At 63.6% G+C, this 16853-nt stretch carries 17 protein-coding genes; 13 read left to right on the top strand and 4 right to left on the bottom strand.

All coding sequences use genetic code 11. The annotated features are described in order from the left end of the window. The first annotated feature begins 145 nt into the window (after nt 1-145). Nucleotides 146-1840: a DHA2 family efflux MFS transporter permease subunit gene (locus KYT97_RS07920; protein WP_280639074.1), complete on the top strand. Its 1695-nt coding sequence runs from the start codon at nt 146-148 to the stop codon at nt 1838-1840. Here KYT97_RS07920 and KYT97_RS07915 read toward each other — a convergent pair. Genes KYT97_RS07915 through KYT97_RS07905 form a run of 3 tightly spaced genes read right to left on the bottom strand, consistent with a single transcriptional unit; the run spans nt 1825 to nt 4479 of the window. Then, nucleotides 1825-2466, bottom strand: a complete 642-nt coding sequence (locus tag KYT97_RS07915; protein WP_033231224.1) for a Maf family protein — start codon at nt 2464-2466, stop codon at nt 1825-1827. The genes KYT97_RS07920 and KYT97_RS07915 overlap by 16 nt on opposite strands. A gap of 37 nt (nt 2467-2503) precedes the next feature. Continuing rightward, a complete protein-coding gene (locus KYT97_RS07910; RefSeq protein ID WP_219112011.1) occupies nt 2504-2842 on the bottom strand; it encodes an acyl-CoA carboxylase epsilon subunit in 339 nt (112 codons plus the stop codon). After that, nucleotides 2839-4479 carry an acyl-CoA carboxylase subunit beta gene (locus tag KYT97_RS07905; RefSeq protein ID WP_033231222.1) on the bottom strand — a complete coding sequence of 547 codons (1641 nt, stop codon included), beginning with the start codon at nt 4477-4479 and terminating at the stop codon, nt 2839-2841. Before KYT97_RS07905 ends, KYT97_RS07910 begins: the two co-directional genes overlap by 4 nt. Before the next feature lie 116 nt (nt 4480-4595). Here KYT97_RS07905 and KYT97_RS07900 point away from each other — a divergent pair, with 116 nt between their 5' ends. From KYT97_RS07900 to KYT97_RS07880, 5 genes are read left to right on the top strand one after another with little or no spacing between them, the layout of a single operon-like run. Next, nucleotides 4596-5450, top strand: a complete 855-nt coding sequence (locus KYT97_RS07900; RefSeq protein WP_095886586.1) for a biotin--[acetyl-CoA-carboxylase] ligase — start codon at nt 4596-4598, stop codon at nt 5448-5450. Between the two features lie 52 nt (nt 5451-5502). Further along, a complete protein-coding gene (locus KYT97_RS07895) occupies nt 5503-6078 on the top strand; it encodes an HdeD family acid-resistance protein (RefSeq protein WP_033231220.1) in 576 nt (191 codons plus the stop codon). A gap of 31 nt (nt 6079-6109) precedes the next feature. Continuing rightward, on the top strand, nt 6110-6664 hold the full coding sequence (locus KYT97_RS07890) for a PH domain-containing protein (protein WP_033231219.1): 555 nt from the start codon (nt 6110-6112) through the stop codon (nt 6662-6664). Between the two features lie 37 nt (nt 6665-6701). Beyond that, the gene (locus KYT97_RS07885; RefSeq protein ID WP_033231510.1) at nt 6702-7382 is read left to right on the top strand and encodes a response regulator transcription factor; all 681 of its coding nucleotides are present in this window, start codon (nt 6702-6704) and stop codon (nt 7380-7382) included. Nucleotides 7383-7390: 8 nt separating this feature from the next. Continuing rightward, nucleotides 7391-8698 carry a sensor histidine kinase gene (locus KYT97_RS07880; RefSeq protein WP_033231218.1) on the top strand — a complete coding sequence of 436 codons (1308 nt, stop codon included), beginning with the start codon at nt 7391-7393 and terminating at the stop codon, nt 8696-8698. A 23-nt stretch (nt 8699-8721) separates the two neighbouring features. Here the strand turns inward: KYT97_RS07880 and KYT97_RS07875 are convergent, their stop codons facing one another. After that, nucleotides 8722-9255, bottom strand: coding sequence for a GtrA family protein (locus KYT97_RS07875; protein ID WP_033231509.1), 534 nt, complete (start codon nt 9253-9255; stop codon nt 8722-8724). Nucleotides 9256-9394: 139 nt separating this feature from the next. On the opposite strand from KYT97_RS07875, the gene KYT97_RS07870 reads away from it, so the two are divergent. The 7 genes from KYT97_RS07870 to KYT97_RS07840 all read left to right on the top strand — a co-directional run bounded on the left by KYT97_RS07870 (nt 9395) and on the right by KYT97_RS07840 (nt 16852). Continuing rightward, on the top strand, nt 9395-10663 hold the full coding sequence (locus KYT97_RS07870) for a 5-(carboxyamino)imidazole ribonucleotide synthase (protein ID WP_033231217.1): 1269 nt from the start codon (nt 9395-9397) through the stop codon (nt 10661-10663). Further along, on the top strand, nt 10647-11165 hold the full coding sequence (gene purE, locus KYT97_RS07865) for a 5-(carboxyamino)imidazole ribonucleotide mutase (RefSeq protein ID WP_033231216.1): 519 nt from the start codon (nt 10647-10649) through the stop codon (nt 11163-11165). Before KYT97_RS07870 ends, purE begins: the two co-directional genes overlap by 17 nt. 24 nt (nt 11166-11189) lie before the next feature. After that, complete coding sequence (locus KYT97_RS07860) at nt 11190-11573, top strand: hypothetical protein (RefSeq protein WP_033231215.1); 384 nt, start codon at nt 11190-11192, stop codon at nt 11571-11573. 20 nt (nt 11574-11593) lie between these two features. Further along, complete coding sequence (locus KYT97_RS07855; RefSeq protein WP_033231508.1) at nt 11594-12775, top strand: sensor histidine kinase; 1182 nt, start codon at nt 11594-11596, stop codon at nt 12773-12775. A 10-nt stretch (nt 12776-12785) separates the two neighbouring features. Beyond that, entirely contained in the window at nt 12786-13478 is a 693-nt protein-coding gene (locus tag KYT97_RS07850) for a response regulator (protein WP_033231507.1), read from the top strand. A gap of 129 nt (nt 13479-13607) precedes the next feature. Beyond that, a complete protein-coding gene (locus tag KYT97_RS07845; RefSeq protein ID WP_141484525.1) occupies nt 13608-14408 on the top strand; it encodes an ABC transporter ATP-binding protein in 801 nt (266 codons plus the stop codon). After that, on the top strand, nt 14405-16852 hold the full coding sequence (locus KYT97_RS07840; RefSeq protein WP_219112010.1) for an ABC transporter permease: 2448 nt from the start codon (nt 14405-14407) through the stop codon (nt 16850-16852). The genes KYT97_RS07845 and KYT97_RS07840 overlap by 4 nt, the downstream gene beginning before the upstream one ends. Nucleotide 16853 lies beyond the last annotated feature (1 nt).

Below are 16853 nucleotides of genomic sequence, written 5' to 3'. Positions count from 1 at the left end.
GGAGAACGGATTGTCTGTTCTTCCCTGTTCTAAACCGATAATGATTACAACCACACCTACCGGACATTGTGGTCATCTCCATAGTGACGTATCCAGAATGCCGTCATATGGACAGGGTGGCAACAACCTCGTCTAGTGTGGCCGGGTGCTTCCCACTACCCGTGATCGGTCGTCCACCCCGTCGTCACTGACGCCGTGGCTCGGCCTCGCGACCAGCCTCGCCGCGGCATTCATGCAGTTGCTCGATGCAACGATCGTGAACGTGGCATTGCCCAGCATCGCCGTCGATCTGGGCGCCGGTGTCTCCGCGCAGCTGCTGATGGTGAGTGTGTACGTCCTGGCATTTGCCTGTTCCCTCATCACGGCAGCGCGTCTGGGCGACCTGTGGGGGCGTCGTGCGGTGTTCCTGACCGCATTGTCGGTGTTCGTGGTCGCGTCACTGCTCTGTGGACTGGCGCAGAGTGCCACGATGCTCATTGTCTGTCGTGGTTTGCAGGGTCTTGCGGCAGGCTCGATGTCCGCGCAGACGTTTGCGATCATCTCGGGATTGTTTCCGAAATCCCGTCATCCACGGGTGTTCGGGATCTACGGAGCAACTATCGGTCTGGCGACGGTCAGTGGCCCGCTGATCGGCGGACTGCTGATCGAATGGAATCTCTTCGACTGGGGTTGGCGGCTGATTTTCTTCGTCAATATCCCGATCGGCATCGCCGCACTGATCGTGGGCTACTTCCATCTTGCCGACGCCAAGGCGGATTCTGTTCGTTCGCTCGATCTGGTGGGCGCGCTGCTGTCGTCCGTAGCGCTCTTCTTGCTCATCTTCCCCCTGGCCGAGGGTCGCGCCCGCGGGTGGCCCACCCCGCTCGTCGTGATGATCGCGGCGTCGGTTCCGATCGCAGTGGCGTTTGTCCTCTACGAATATCGATTGGGAAAACACGGCGGCGATCCCGTTCTGCGCCTCGAACTCTTTCGAGACCGAGCATTTGCCGTCGGCGCAGCCCTGGCCTTCGTGTTCTTCGGCACTTTGACGTCATTGATCTTCACGATCAGCCTGACGCTGCAGTTCGGGTTCGGGTTCTCCCCACTTCGTGCCGGCGTCATGACGTTGCCATGGGCAGTGGGAATGGGGGTGGCGGCGGTGCTCTCGTCGGCGGTCTACCGGCTGCTCGGCAACCGCGTACTCATTGTGGGAATGGTGGTTTTTGCCGGATCACTGCTGACGCTCTCGACGATTCTCGAAAAGGTGGGGACCGATCCGTCCTGGCTTTCCCTGGCCGGGCCGCTGCTGATCGGCGGCGCCGGACTCGGTCTGTTCGTCGCGCCGTTGCAGACGGCCATTCTTGCTTCGGTGCGGCCACAACACGCAGGTTCGGTGTCTGGCCTGCTGCCCACCGTGCAACAGGTGGGGAGCTCGATCGGGCTGGCGCTGATCGGAGTCGTGTTCTTTTCGCTCGTCGCCGGCAATGCGCCCGCCGCGGTGCAAGGGGAGCGCGAGAACTACGTCGCGACGCTCGAGGCTGCCGGCGTGAACGAAGGTATCCGCGACATTGCCGAGAAGGCCTTTGTCGATTGTGCGACAAGCCAACTCGAATCCGGCTCGCCGATGACGGTGGCGCCGGAATGCAGTTCGAAAGGTTCCGCAGTCGCAGCGAGTGGCCCCGCTCAGGTGGCCGTCACGGCAGCGTATGCGTCCACCAGATCAGCGGCGGGAGAAGCCTTCCTGCAGGCCCAGCGCAGCGTGCTGACGATCATTTCCGTCATCGCGCTGGCAATTGCACTTGCATCGCTGGGGCTGCCGAAGGTCAATATTCTGGTGATGGAAGATCAGAAGACGCTCTGAGTGCGCCACAGATCGGAGACGGAGACACCTACGCGCTCCAAAAGGGTTCGCACCAAAGGTAATCCGATACCGATCACACTCGACGGGTCGCCCTCGATCTTCTCGACGAACCATCCACCAAGGCTGTCCAGCGTGAAAGCGCCTGCAACCTGCAGGGGTTCGCCCGTGGCGAGATAGGCCTCGAGATCTTCGGTGGACGGATTCGCGAAATGCACCACCGTGGCGCTGTGATCGGACGCGACGCGCACTATTTGGCCTTCGATCACCCGCATCACACAATGACCGGTGAGCAGAGTGGCACTACGGCCCGCCATCGCGGCCCACCGACGCCGCGCAACTTCTACACTGCCAGGTTTTCCGTGCAGTTCACCATCGATCAGAAGCATCGAATCACAGCCGACGACAACAACATCGGTCAAACCGTCTGCCGCCAGGCCGGGAACGATCTCCGCGGCCTTTGCCTCGGCCAGCACCGTGACCACCTTCTGCGGGGCCGCACCCGGTCCGAGTTCACCCGCGATCTTGTCTTCGTCGACACCGGAAACACGTACAACAGGCAAAACCCCGGCCGCCCGCAAAACTGCGAGGCGTGCCGGGGATGCCGAAGCCAGAACTAGTTGAGTCACACAAGCAGGCTAGATCAGGTGCGCTACCCGAACGGGTTCAGGTACGCCGTCCGAACGGGTTCAGGTACGAGTACGGCGAGAACGGCGCACGCGTGCGATGGAACTGCGTCGGATCTCCCCATGTTTCCGTCGGGAGCGACTCGGCCGGAGCCGAACCACCCGATGCAGCGGCAAGGACGCTGACCAGCGCGGCAATCTCGACGTCGGTGGGCGAACCCTTGACGATCTTGATGACCGACGCATCCGAAACCGGGGTTTCGGCCTTTTCGGTCACCGCGGAGTCAGCGACGGCGCCGTCGACATCGGCACCGTTGACGGACGAAGTCGCCACAACTGTGACCTCTTCCGTCGTGATGTCCTCGGTAACTGTGCTCATAGGGGAATGTTCCCATGCTTCTTGGGCGGAAGGGAAACGGACTTGCGCTCGAGCAGACGCAGAGCGGCAACGATCTGACCGCGGGTGTGCGACGGCGGGATCACAGCGTCGACGTATCCACGCTCGGCCGCTACGTACGGGTTGACGAGGGTGTCCTCGTACTCGTTCTGCAGCTTCAAGCGCAATGCGTCGACGTCGTCACCGTTCTTCGCGGCTTCGAGAAGCTGCTTGCGGTAGACGAATCCGACGGCTCCCGATGCGCCCATGACGGCGATCTGTGCAGTCGGCCAGGCCAGGTTGAGGTCGGCGCCCATGTGCTTGGAGCCCATGACGTCGTACGCTCCGCCGTATGCCTTGCGGGTGATGACGGTGATCTTGCCCACAGTGGCCTCGCCGTACGCGTACAGCAACTTCGCGCCGCGGCGGATGATGCCGTTGTACTCCTGCTCGGTACCCGGGAGGAAGCCGGGAACGTCGACGAGGGTGATGATCGGGACGTTGAACGCGTCGCAGGTGCGGACGAAGCGCGCAGCCTTCTCGGAAGCGTCGATGTCGAGGCAACCGGCGAACTGCATCGGCTGGTTGGCGACGATACCGACGCTGCGACCGTCGACGCGACCGAAGCCGACGATGATGTTCATCGCGCGCTCAGCCTGGACCTCGAGGAACTCGTCGTCGTCGAGGATGCGGCGGATGACCTCGTGCATGTCGTACGGCTGGTTCGCCGAATCCGGGATGAGGGTGTCGAGTTCGATGTCCTCGGCGGTGAGGCTCTCCTCGATGGAACCGACGATCGGATCGGTGATCTCGCCACGCGGTGCTGCTGCCTGGTTGTTGGACGGCAGGTAGCTCAGCAGGTCCTTGACGTAGTCGAGGGCATCCTGCTCGCCGGACGCGACGTAGTGCGCGACACCGGACTTGACCATGTGGGTGCGTGCGCCGCCCAGGTCTTCCATCGTGACGTCTTCGCCGGTGACGGTCTTGATGACATCGGGGCCGGTGACGAACATCTGCGATGTCTCGTCGACCATCACGACGAAGTCCGTCAGCGCGGGGGAGTACACGTGGCCACCGGCGGCGGGGCCCATGATCAGGGAGATCTGCGGGATGACACCGGACGCCTGAACGTTGCGGTGGAAGATCTCGCCGTACAGGCCGAGCGAGACGACGCCTTCCTGGATGCGGGCTCCTGCACCTTCGTTGATGCCGACCAGCGGGCGGCCGGTGCGGATCGCGAGGTCCATGACCTTGACGATCTTCTCACCGTAGATTTCGCCGAGCGATCCACCGAAGACGGTGGCGTCCTGGCTGAAGACGCAGACGTCGCGGCCGTCGATGGTGCCGTAACCGGTGACGACGCCGTCGCCGACGGGACGGTTCTCGGCCAAGCCGAAGTTCACCGAGCGGTGACGGGCCAAGGCGTCGAGTTCGACGAAGGAACCCTCGTCGAGAAGGGCGGTGATGCGCTCACGGGCGGTCAGCTTGCCTTTGGCGTGCACTTTGTCGATGGCGGCTTCGCCACTCGGTGCTTGCGCCTGCGCTTGCCGGATCCGCAGATCCGCGAGCTTTCCCGCGGTCGTATGGATATCGGGTGCGGTCGCCGCCTCCGGCGCGTTGGGCTCTTGGACAGTGGTCATGAGTCGTGAGCTTAACGAGGCTCCTCGGGTCGGTTCGAAGGCAGGTCCGATTGTTGCGGTTTCGCCCGCCTAAGCTACTGACCAGTACATTTTGCTCGTCGCTTTAGGCTGGGACTATGTGGACTGATCTGAACCGACCACCCCTCGATCAAGCGTCGCTGCGACGCGCACTCGTGCGCAGCGACGGCGGTAGCGATGCACGTGCGTTCTGGAACCGGCTCGACGTCGTCGAGAGCACCGGGTCGACCAACGCGGACCTCTTGGCACGCGCGTCGGATCCGGGCGCCGATCGTCATGTGCTGATCGCCGAATATCAGGAAAGCGCGCGCGGGCGACACGCGCGCACGTGGGTCAGCCCCGCGCAGGCACAGATATCGATGTCGGTTCTGCTGGGGATGCCTGGACTGAACCTCGCCGACATGGGTTGGCTGCCGCTGCTCACCGGTATCGCCGTCGTCGACGCATTGCGCACGGTGGCCGAGGTGCCCGCAGAACTGAAGTGGCCCAACGACGTTCTGATCGGTGACAAGAAAGTGGCCGGCATTCTCGCCGAGGTCGCGCGGACCACCCCGGAACCCGCGGTGGTCGTGGGAATCGGATTGAACGTGAGTCTGGGCGCCGAGGAACTGCCGGTGCCGACGGCCACCTCGCTCCTTCTCGAAAACGCGGAAACCGTTGACCGGGACACGTTGGTGCGGGCACTGGCACGGGAACTGGCGAGGCAGTTCCGCGGCTGGGAGAACTCCGGGTGGGATACCGGGGCGCTGGCAGCCGAATATCGCGAGCGCTGCGGAACTCTCGGCAAACGGGTACGTGCTGTCCTGCCGGGGGACAAGGAAGTTTTCGGCACGGCGACGGACATCGACACCTCCGGTCGCGTGGTCATCGAGATCGAGGGAAGTGGTGGCGAGACGTTTGCCGTTGCCGCCGGTGACATCACGCATCTGCGGGCGGCGCCGATCACGGACTAGAAAAACAGCGAGTCGTGTCCGTTTTTGACCGCTCGGGTGCTATTTTTCGGTCATGACCACACCGATCGTGCTTCCGACCGAATCAGAAATGGCAGAAAGCGCCCGGCGCGTTCTGACCGGCATGACTGTGCTCCTCGGCCTCCTGACGCTCGGCCTCGGTATTGCGGTTCTCGTATGGCCGGACGCCACACTGTTTGTCGTCGCGGTAGTGATCGCCATCCAGCTGTTCGCGTTCGGCATCGTGCAGATCATCCGTTCCTTCGCCGACGTCACCGCGAGCGGCGGCACTCGCACGCTCGTCGCGATCTCGGGCGCGCTTGCAGTGCTCCTCGGATTCCTCGTCCTGCGCAGCCCGCTGCAGACCGTGGTGCTGATCGCCCTGGTGATCGGTGCCTGGTGGGTGTTCCGCGGTGTACTCGACATCATCGCCGCGGCGTCCGGTGGCACTGCGGATCGTGGCCTGTCGATCGTGCTCGGTGTCATCAGCATCGTGGCCGGCGCGGTTGTGCTGCTGCAGCCTGAGTTGTCCCTCGAGGTCTTCCGGATCGTCGTCGGTGTCTGGATGGTGCTGTACGGCATCGTTATCGTCATCACGCCGTTCGTATTGCGCAAGCTCGCCCAGCCTTAATCTGTCCGAGGTAGATGGCACACTTCCCGTCATGGGATATCCGGAAGATGCGCTCGCCCAGGACGAGGAACTGATCCTGCATCGGCATCCACACTGGAAGATGCTGGTGGTTCCAGCGCTCACGTTTGTCCTGGCGACGGCCGTGGCAGGGTTTTTGCTCGGCGTGACACAGAAGCAGGTCGACGGGACAGCGCGTACCGTGCTGTCGATCGTGATCGGCGTCGCCTGGTTCGGCGTTGTCGCCTGGCGATCGGTGGCGCCGTTCACCGTCTGGAAGTTCACGCATTTCATCGTCACCGATCGACGGGTCCTGATTCGGCAAGGTGTGTTGACCCACACCGGAATTGACATCCCGATGGGCCGGATCAGCAACGTCCAGTTCCGGCACGGCCCGGTCGACCGGCTTCTCAAGACCGGCACGCTCGTGATCGCGTCGGCCAGTGACGATCCGCTCGAATTCGACGACATCCCGGACGTGGAGCACGTGCATTCGCTGCTCTATCACCAGGTTTTCGATTCCACGCAGCAACAGCACGAGCGAAACCGCCCCGAGGATCAGGGCGAAGATGACGGAAACGCTTGGTAATCACCGCGCAAAGGCTCGCTGTCCGTACGCTGTCCCTGTGACTGCCGTATTGCTAGCCGAAGACGACGAGGCCATTGCCGCACCACTTGCCCGAGCATTGGGGCGGGAGGGGTACACGGTCACAGTGGAACAGACCGGTCCCGCCGCACTGCAGCAGGCGCTCGAAGGTGACTTCGATCTGCTGATCCTCGATTTGGGGCTGCCCGGTATGGACGGGCTCGAGGTGTGCCGACAGATTCGCGCTCATCGGACGACTCTGGCCGTGCTGATGCTGACCGCCCGTACCGACGAGGTCGATTTTGTCGTCGGTCTCGACGCCGGCGCCGACGATTACGTGGGCAAGCCCTTCCGGTTGGCCGAACTGATGGCCCGGGTGCGCGCGCTCCTGCGTCGACACGGCAGTCGTGAGGACAGCATCGTCGAGGTCGGCGGTATCCGCCTGGAACCGGCCGCGCGGCGTGTCCTCGTCAACGGATCCGAGATCGCCTTGGCGAACAAGGAATACGAACTTCTGCGGGTGCTCCTCGAACACGCTGGTGAAGTCGTCTCCCGCGACGCGATCCTGCGTGAGGTCTGGGGGGACGTCGAGTTGCGCGGCTCGAAGACGTTGGACATGCACATGTCCTGGCTACGCCGGAAGATCGGCGACGAGGGCCCTGCGGTCGAACGTCGAATTGCCACTGTGCGCGGCGTCGGCTTCCGCATCAACACGGACTAGTTCGCTCGATGCGTCGGCGCATTCTCCAGTCGATTCTCGGGGTCGTCATCCTCACCGCGTTGTTGCTGGGTGTTCCGCTCATCTACACGGCTTGGTTGTGGGTCGAAGACGTGAGCCGCAACGATTTGCGGGTGCGACTCGATCGCATGGCCACCGAGGTGATCGCCCAGGAAGGTTCTCTCGGCGTTGTCGACGGAGCCCTCAATACCGACGCACTCCGATTGCTCACCCCGAACGACGCTCGACTTGTTGTCGTGTACCCGACCCCGTCGGACGGGGCCGCTCGCGTCGACATCGGCGAAGCGGTAGTGAAAAATCCGCTGGTCGAGTCGTTGGCGATGGGATCGTCCGGGTCACTGCGCCTCGAAGTGCCGTCGGAGAGATTGCGGACGCAGCAGAAGCAGGCAGTTGGGGCGGTCGGAGTATTGGTCCTTGTCGCGATCACTACCGGAGCCGTCGTCGCGGTGGTCACGGCACGTCGACTGGCCGGGCCACTGCAGGACGTTGCCGAACGGGCGGCGAGGTTGGCAGAAGGTGATTTCCGGCCGGACCCACGACGCCACGACATTCCCGAACTCGACCGAGTGTCCGATGTCCTCGATGCAGCGACTGTCGAGATTGCCGGCCGACTGCAGCGTGAGCGAGCGCTGGTCGCGGACGTCTCGCACCAACTGCGTAGCCGACTCACCGCAGTGCGGCTGCGTCTGGACGAGTTGTCGGTGCACAGCGACCCTGATGTCGTTCACGAAGCTGAAGAAGCCATGGCCCAGGTTGATCGGCTGACGGAGGGAATCGACGAGTTGGTGCGGTCCTCGCGCAGCAGCGGTTCCGCAGCCACAACAGTCTCCGTGGTCAGCGAACTCGAAGGCGTCTGCGGGGATTGGCGGCCGCAGTTCGAGGATGCCGGACGAGCGCTCCGCTTGACCGGCGACCGCGGCGTGACAGCGTCGACAACAGGCTCTCGCCTGCGCGAAGCCGTGTCCGTTCTGGTGGACAATGCTTTTGCCCACGGCGACGGAACCTGCACGGTATCCGTTCGATTGATCGACGGAGCTCCCAAGCGCGAAGCGATGGTCTGTATCGAGGTGACCGACGAAGGCGGCGGGGTCGACAACAATCTCGCTCCGCACATTTTCGATCGAGGCTTCTCCGGGGCCGGTTCCACCGGCGTCGGGTTGGCGCTGGCGCGGGCGCTGATCGAAGCGGACGGCGGTCGGCTCGAGCTACAACGTCGAACGCCGGCACTGTTTGCGGTGTTCCTGCCGGTGGCGTCCGAAAAGCCGGTCGACGTCGGCACGCTGCGCGAACCGCGGTGACGTGAAGCGCGAATATCGCTGCGTCAGGCTTGGTCGAGTTCTTCTTCGGTGTGGTCATCGCTGACGATCTCGGCATTCTCTTCCGGGAACACGAATTTACGGAAGGACCAGAAGCGGAACACCATCTGCAGGAGATTGCCGATGATATAGGCGCTGATGAAGTCGGCGATATTCTCCGTCGTCAAGCTGACTTCGGGAACGCGCAGGTTGAAGACGTAACTCGAGATGTACAGCGGAATGAAGCTGATCACCACGCCGATCGCGCTGATGAAGAAGAACAGCGCTGCCTCGTGGGCAGGTTCGCGTCCGCCACGATTCTTGAACGACCACTCACGATTGAGGATGTACGACGCGATCACCGCGATAACGCCGGCGATGATCTTGGCGGTGATCGGCTTGGATTCGAGGATCGAGAGCTTGAGTGTGTAGAAGATGCCCGAGTCGATCAGGAAGGTGGTTCCGCCGACGATCGCGAACTTGATCAGCTCGCTGTGGCGCAGGGCAATGTCTCGGAACGGCTGGGGTATGCGGGCGATTACCCCGTCGACAAATGACACAACAGATGAGTTTACGAAAGAAAACCACGCCGTCATGGTTTTGTTCGGAAATCATCAGCAGAATCACAGACAGGGTCGGCGCTACGAAGCGCCCGCCCCGGCGCATGACTACATCCGGCGCATGACAACATAGATAGCCGTGACCGGCAATAACGACGCAGTTCAGTCCTCCCCCCGCCCGACCACCGCGCGACCGGCGAACAAGGCCATGCCTGTCGTCACCATGATCGGTGGTGGACAGCTCGCGCGCATGACTCACCAGGCAGCCGTTGCCCTCGGCCAGACGCTCCGGGTGCTGTCCGGAACGGCCGGTGAGCCGGCCGCACAGGTCAGCCCCGATGTTGTTCTCGGCAGCCACGACGACTTGGACGCGCTGCGCCGCGCCGCCGTCGGATCCACTGCGCTCACATTCGATCACGAGCAGGTTCCGACCGAACATCTCGAGGTGCTGGTGGCCGAGGGTGTCAACGTGCAGCCGCCGCCGCAGGCACTGATCTTCGCTCAGGACAAACTGCTGATGCGTCGTAAATTGGCAGAACTGGGCGCACCGGTGCCCGCGTACGCCGAGGTGACGTGGGCCGAGGACGTCGTACGTTTCGGCGCCGAGCACGGCTGGCCGGTTGTCATCAAGGCAACGCGCGGTGGATACGACGGCCGTGGTGTGTGGATCACCGACGACTCCGACGAAGCCGAGGCGATCGTCACCGAGCAGTTGGACAAGGGTGTTCCGCTGATCGTCGAGGAAATGGTGTCGATGCGCCGCGAACTGTCGGCGATGGTGGCGCGGTCACCGTTCGGTCAGGGTGCGTCGTGGCCTGTCGTGGAGACCGTGCAGCGACACGGCCAGTGCGCCGTTGTCATCGCGCCGGCTCCAGATCTGCCCGGTGCCGTTGCGGCAGAAGCGGAACAGCTTGCGTTGCGGATCGCGTCGGAGCTCGGGGTTGTCGGTGCGATGGCCATGGAACTGTTCGAGACGACCGACGGCCGTCTTGTAGTCAACGAATTGGCGATGCGCCCGCACAACTCGGGTCACTGGACCATGGACGGTGCCCGGACGTCGCAGTTCGAGCAGCACTTGCGCGCCGTTCTCGACTACCCGCTCGGCGATACGTCGCCGATTGCTCCGGTCACGGTGATGGCCAATGTTCTCGGTGCTCCCGAAGCTCCCGAGATGAGCATGGACGAGCGTGTCCACCACCTCTTCGCCCGGATGCCCGACGCCAAGATTCACCTGTACGGCAAGGGTGAGCGCAAGGACCGCAAGATCGGCCACGTCAACATCGTGGGCGGGGCAGGCTCGATCGACGACCCGAATTACGTTGCCGCAGTTCGGGAACGGGCTGAGCGGGCAGCGCACTGGCTTTCGTATGCAGTATGGACCGACGGATGGGATGTACACGGTGAGTGAGAGTATGGGCGCGCAGGTCGGCCTGATCATGGGCAGCGACTCCGATTGGCCGACGATGGAAGCCGCAGCCGAAGCGCTCGCAGAGTTCGGAATTCGCTTCGAGGTCGGTGTGGTCTCGGCACACCGCACACCGCAACGGATGCTCGACTACGCGAAGGACGCTGCCGGCCGCGGCATCAAGGTCATCATCGCCGGCGCAGGCGGAGCGGCGCACCTGCCCGGGATGGTCGCCTCGGCAACGCCGTTGCCGGTCATCGGTGTACCGGTTCCGCTGAAGTATCTCGACGGTATGGACTCGCTGCTGTCCATCGTCCAGATGCCTGCCGGTGTTCCGGTCGCGACGGTGTCGATCGGTGGAGCCCGCAACGCCGGTCTGCTCGCCGCCCGCATCCTCGGTGCCTCGGATCCCGCGCTGCAGGCAGCCATGGTGGTATTCCAGGAAAGCCTCGAGACCATGGTGCTCGAGAAGGACAAGGCGCTGCGCGAAAAGCTGCTGGGCTGAGAAGCTGCGTAGCTGAGATTTTTCATGCGTGAACGACGCGGCCTGCCGCTGACCCTGATCCGAGCTAGTCGGGGCAGCGCGCAGGCCGCATTCGTGACGCAGGTGGCGTTGCTCTATGCCCGAGTGCTGGGCGCGCGCATCACCTTCGACGACGAGTTCGGAATTTTTGTCGCCTCCGGGATGCGGCGCGGATTTGCCCGCGGCGGAACAACTCTCGGTGGTGTGTATCTGACCCGCCGGAACATTACTCGGGCAGTGCTGCGTCACGAGGCGATTCATGCCGACCAATGGGCCAGGCACGGACTGGCATTCGGGCCGAAGTACTTGCGCGAGGAACTGCGCCACCCGGGCGTGCGAAACAAGTTCGAGATCGAAGCCGGGCTGGCAGACGGCGGTTACCGCGTCTGAGTAGCGCTACTGTGGGCGGCATGGCCCGTTTTCCGACTAGTGAACGATTTGTGCGCTGGACTACGGAACACGCGCGCGGCATCGACATCACCCTGGCTTGCGCGGTCGCCTTGCTGAGCCTGGTCACCGCCGCCACAGCCGGAGTCTGGGCTGTGATCGTCTCGCTCGGCATGAGCGTCCCGTTGGCGTGGCGACGGTCCCGCCCCGAGCTGTCCGGCATGCTGATTGCCGGCTTCGCGGTACTGCACGTTCTTGTCATCGGAAACACTCTGCTCGGCTGCGCGATAGCCGTTCCGATCTCGCTGTACGCCCTCGCTGCATACGGCGCGCGGTGGAGTAGTTTCACCGGACTGGGGATCGCCTTACTCGGGTCGATCGCGGCGGAGTTCCGATACTTCGGCTACGACGGCATTTCGTTCTCCGCGCAAGTGTTTCAAGCGGTGGGCCTGATGATCTTCATGCTTGCGGTCTGGGCATTCGGAGACTTGCGGCGTGTGCGAACCAAACAACTCGAAGGTCTGACCGAACGCGCGCGACTGCTCGAACTCGAGCGAGCGCAGGAAGCCGAGATCGCCACCATCAGTGAGCGTTCGCGAATCGCCCGTGAGATGCACGACATCGTTGCCCACTCGCTCACCGTGGTGATTGCCCAGGCGGACGGCGGTCGGTACAGCGCGGCCAAGGATCCGCAGGCAGCGGTTCAGGCGTTGGAAACCATCGCGTCGACGGGGCGGGCGGCCTTGACCGACATGCGTGCGCTTCTCTCGGTGCTCCGCGAAGATCGGCCGCGAGATTTTGCGGTGATTCCCGGCGCCGGCGATATCGACGCTCTGCTGGAGGACCTGCGCCGCAGTGGACTTGATGTCACCGCGTCCGTGGCCGGAGAACCACGCGATCTGTCGGCCGGTGCCGGTCTGACCGCGTATCGCATCGTGCAGGAATCGCTGACCAACGTACTCAAGCACGCCGGACCCGGCGCCCACGCGGGCGTCGAGATCACCTGGACCGATACCGAACTCGTACTTCGCATCGCCGACGACGGACGCGGTGGTAGTGCTGCGCTTGTCGAATCCTCACCCGGTGGACAAGGCTTGATCGGGATGTCGGAACGCGCGCGGCTGCACGGCGGGACGATTACCGCCGGCCCCCAGGCAGGCGGCGGATACGCCGTGCATGCGGTGTTGCCGTACGAGAGGACCTAGGGTGTCATCCATGGACAATCCGGTGACTCCGATTGCAGTGGCTCTTGTCGACGATCAGCAATTGGTTCGAGCGGGTTTCCGGATGGTGATCGACTCACAACCCGACCTCGAAGTGGTGGTCGAGGCGTCCGACGGGCAGCAAGGCCTGAACCAGCTGGCAACTCGTCGGGTGGATGTCGTGCTCATGGACGTCCAGATGCCGAACATGGACGGGATCGAAGCGACGCGGCGGCTGCTGACTACGGCGGATGCCCCAAAGGTTGTGGTGCTCACCACATTCGACAACGACGAGTACGTGATGTCGGCCATCAGGGCAGGTGCCAGCGGATTCCTGCTCAAGGACGTGCCGCCGGAGCAGTTGCTCGACGCCATTCGCACGGTGCACCGCGGCGACGCCGTCATCGAGGCGCGGGCAACGCGGCGTCTGCTTCAGCATGTCGGACCACTCCTCGAAGGCTCAGCCCCCGAGGCGGCGTTACCCGGCGATCTCACCCCCCGGGAGATCGAAGTTCTCGAGGCCATGGCGTACGGGCTGTCGAACTCGGAAATCGCGGCCAAGTTCCATGTTTCCGAGACAACCGTGAAAACTCATGTGGGACGGGTTCTTTCGAAAACCAAATCCCGCGATCGGGTGCAGGCAGTTGTCTTCGCGTTCCAGATCGGACTGGTGCGCCGTGCTGACCTGTTGAGTGCTGATACGTAAACTTGGTACTGCAGGGCTTCGTACTGCTGAAGACTGATCCGGTGTCCTCCTGTAGGAGGATACCGGCGAGCCCGAAATCGGTCCGCGCTCCGACGCGCCCGCCCCCGGTGCTCCCATAGCGTCGTAGACATGAATCAGCATAGGAACAGCGCGCCTGCAATCACGGCGCGCGGTGTCACCAAGGTCTACGGCACCGGCGACACCGCTGTCCACGCATTGGGCGGCATCGACGTGGATTTCGGCCGCGGAATGTTCACGGCGATCATGGGTCCGTCCGGCTCCGGAAAATCGACGCTCATGCATTGCCTGGCCGGCCTCGACACGGTGACGGGTGGGCAGGTCTACCTCGGAGACACGGAGATCACCAAGCTCGGCGACACCGATCTCACCGAATTGCGCCGCGAGCGAATCGGTTTCGTATTTCAGGCCTTCAACTTGCTGCCGGTGCTGACGGCCCGCGCAAATATGGTGCTTCCGATGAAGTTGGCCGGCAGTGAACCCGAACCGGCGTGGATGGACCAAGTGGTCAAAACCCTCGGCCTGTCCCAGCGACTCGACCACCTTCCGCACGAGCTGTCCGGCGGGCAGCAGCAGCGCGTTGCGGTGGCGCGGGCATTGTTGCCACAACCGGACGTAATTTTTGCCGACGAGCCCACCGGTAATCTGGATTCACGTTCCGGTACCGAGGTTCTCGGTTTGCTCCGCACCGCCGTTCGGGAGAGTGGTCAGACCGTGGTCATGGTCACTCATGATCCGGTTGCGGCGTCGTACGCCGACCGAGTGGTGCTGATTGCGGACGGTCGTACGGCCGGGGAGATCTCCGGCCCCACCGTTGATTCGGTGATGGCCGCGATGCGCGGACTCGGGGCAGACGATCTGGGTAACGCCGGCTCGAGCAACGCCCCGCAACCGATCGGTGTCTACCGATGAGGGCACTGGCTTTTGCTCAGGCCCGGGCACATGCGGGCCGGTACGTCGCGTCGATCCTTGCCGTGGTGATCGCCGTCGGGTACATCGTCGCGACGTTGACGTTGAGTTCGACGGTGACCGCCAGCGTGCGGACATCGCTTGCTGCGCAATATAATACGACGGATGCGGTTGCGTCGGGTCCGGATGTGAACCTCGGGGCCTTGCGCAGCGTGCCGGGTGTGTCGGCAGTGGCCGAGGACGTCGCGGGATACGTCCGGGTCGACTCCGCGGAGCAAGGTGTGTCTTACGGCGATGTGCTGTCGGTTTCCGACAGCCCGCGGCTGCGTTGGCAGAGTCTCGCCCAAGGAGAGTGGCCGACCTCGCCGGGACAGGTTCTCGTGAGTGCTGATTCAGGGATTCCCCTCGGGGCCGAGATCATTGTAACTGCGGCGAATTCGGGGGAGAGCGCAGCAGATCCGAGTGCTCGGGTTGTCGGGTTTGTCGATCTGAGTGGGTCGGCGCAACGACTCGGCGGCACCAAAGTGTTTGCCACACCGGAGCAGGCTGCGACGTGGGCGGGTGACTCCGCCACCCGTGAGTTCCGCATCGTCGGTGACGGTTCGGTGACGCCTGACCAACTTGTGGAGCGGGTGGCGCACGCGCTGCCGGCGGACTCGACCGTTGTCAGTGCGGAATCCGCCACCGACGCCGCGGCAGCCGAGTACCTCGGCGGCACGGACATTCTCAGCACCGTGCTGCTGGCCTTCGGCGCGGTTGCGGTAGTGGTTGCGGCACTGGTCATCGCCAACACGTTTGCGGTCCTGCTGGCGGCCCGAACGCAGGAGCTCGCGTTGCTGCGGTGTGTGGGTGCGACCGCCACACAGGTTCGTCGCAGCATTCGGACCGAGGCTGCCGCAGTTGGTGTGATCGCATCGATCCTCGGAGTGGGACTGGGCATCGGATTGGCGGCCACGATCGGTGCGGTGGCCACTGCTGCGGACGTACCGGTACCGCTGTCGACTCTGACCGTCACACCGGTGACCCTGTTGGTCGGACTGGTGGTCGGCATCGTGATGACGATGGTTGCAGCGTCGGCACCCGGCCGTGCGGCAACCCGGTTGTCGCCCTTGGCGGCCCTGGTACCGATGGAGTCGAAGCCCGAACACGTGGCAGCCTCGGTGATTCGGGTTGCCTTCGGCATCGTTGCACTACTCGGCGGTATCGCGGCGACAGTAATGGGTGTGATCGGGCAGCAGGTGATGGTGGCAACAGTCGGTGGCTTGCTCTCGTTTGTCGGCATCGCGGCCCTGGCAGGGCGGATCGTGCCTGCGTTGATCACAGCGGCCGGTGGTGTCCTCGGGCGGATGATCGGCTCGGTGGGCGAACTCGCAGCGGGCAACGCCGGCCGGAATCCGCGTCGAACCTCTGCGACAGCACTGGCTTTGCTGATCGGAGTGGCATTGACGAGCACCATGGCGGTGGGTATCGCCACGGTGAAAGACGCTGCGCCGGTGGCGATGGACAACCAGTTTCCGGTCGATGTCATGGTGAGCAGTTCCGGATCCGCGTCACTGCCGGAGGCTCTGGGTACCGACATCGGCGCGATAGCAGGAGTCCGTGCCGTCAGCGGCCTGGTAAATGCAGATCTGATGCTCGACGGGCACGGGACTCTGCAGGGGTACGGGGTGGACGCGGCGCAGGTGAAAGACGTTCTGCGTACCGATATTTCAGTTCCGGCTCCCGGCCAACTCGTGCTATCGCGAGCCGACCTGACCGACTACGGACTTGGTGCCGGTGATACCGTCACGCTGCGCGGAGATCGTGGACCATTCACCGTGAGTGTGATCGAGGGTGTGAAAGGGCAACCTGCACTGGTGGATCGAGCAGACCTAGCGGCGGTGTCCACCCCGACCATCGACGGTTACTGGGTCAGACTGGGCACCTCCACCGACGAAGAGGCGCTCGCCGTCACCGACCGCATCACCGAACTCGCGCGGCAGATCGCGCCGGGTAGCGACGTTCAAGGTATGACAGAGATGCGTTCGGCGATCGATTCGATCCTCGACACCATGCTGATGGTGGTTGCGGGCCTGCTGTCGGTTGCCATCCTGATCGCGCTGATCGGCGTCGGGAACACCCTGGCGCTCTCCGTTCTCGAGCGGCGCCGCGAATCCGGACTGTTGCGCGCACTCGGACTGACCAGGAAGGGAATTCGAGCGATGCTGATCTGGGAAGCGCTGTTGGTCGCAGGAGTCGCGTCGGTGATCGGTGTTGTCTTCGGTCTGGTGTTCGGAGTCGCGGGAACGGCGTCTGTTTTCGGGCTTGGCGACGTGTCGCTCGGCGCCGTGCCCTGGGCGCAGTTGGTGGCCATCACCTTGATCGGCGGTGTGGCCGGAGTGATCGCCTCACTCCTGCCTGCCCGCCGAGCCGGGATGGTCTCACCCGTCAGCGCACTGTCGAGTTGAG

This window comes from Rhodococcus globerulus (assembly GCF_019334125.1).
In the GTDB taxonomy this organism is placed as follows: Bacteria; Actinomycetota; Actinomycetes; order Mycobacteriales; family Mycobacteriaceae; genus Rhodococcus_F; species Rhodococcus_F globerula.
The sequence above is the reverse complement of the archived record's forward strand: the minus strand, read 5'-3'. Positions and strand labels throughout refer to the sequence as shown.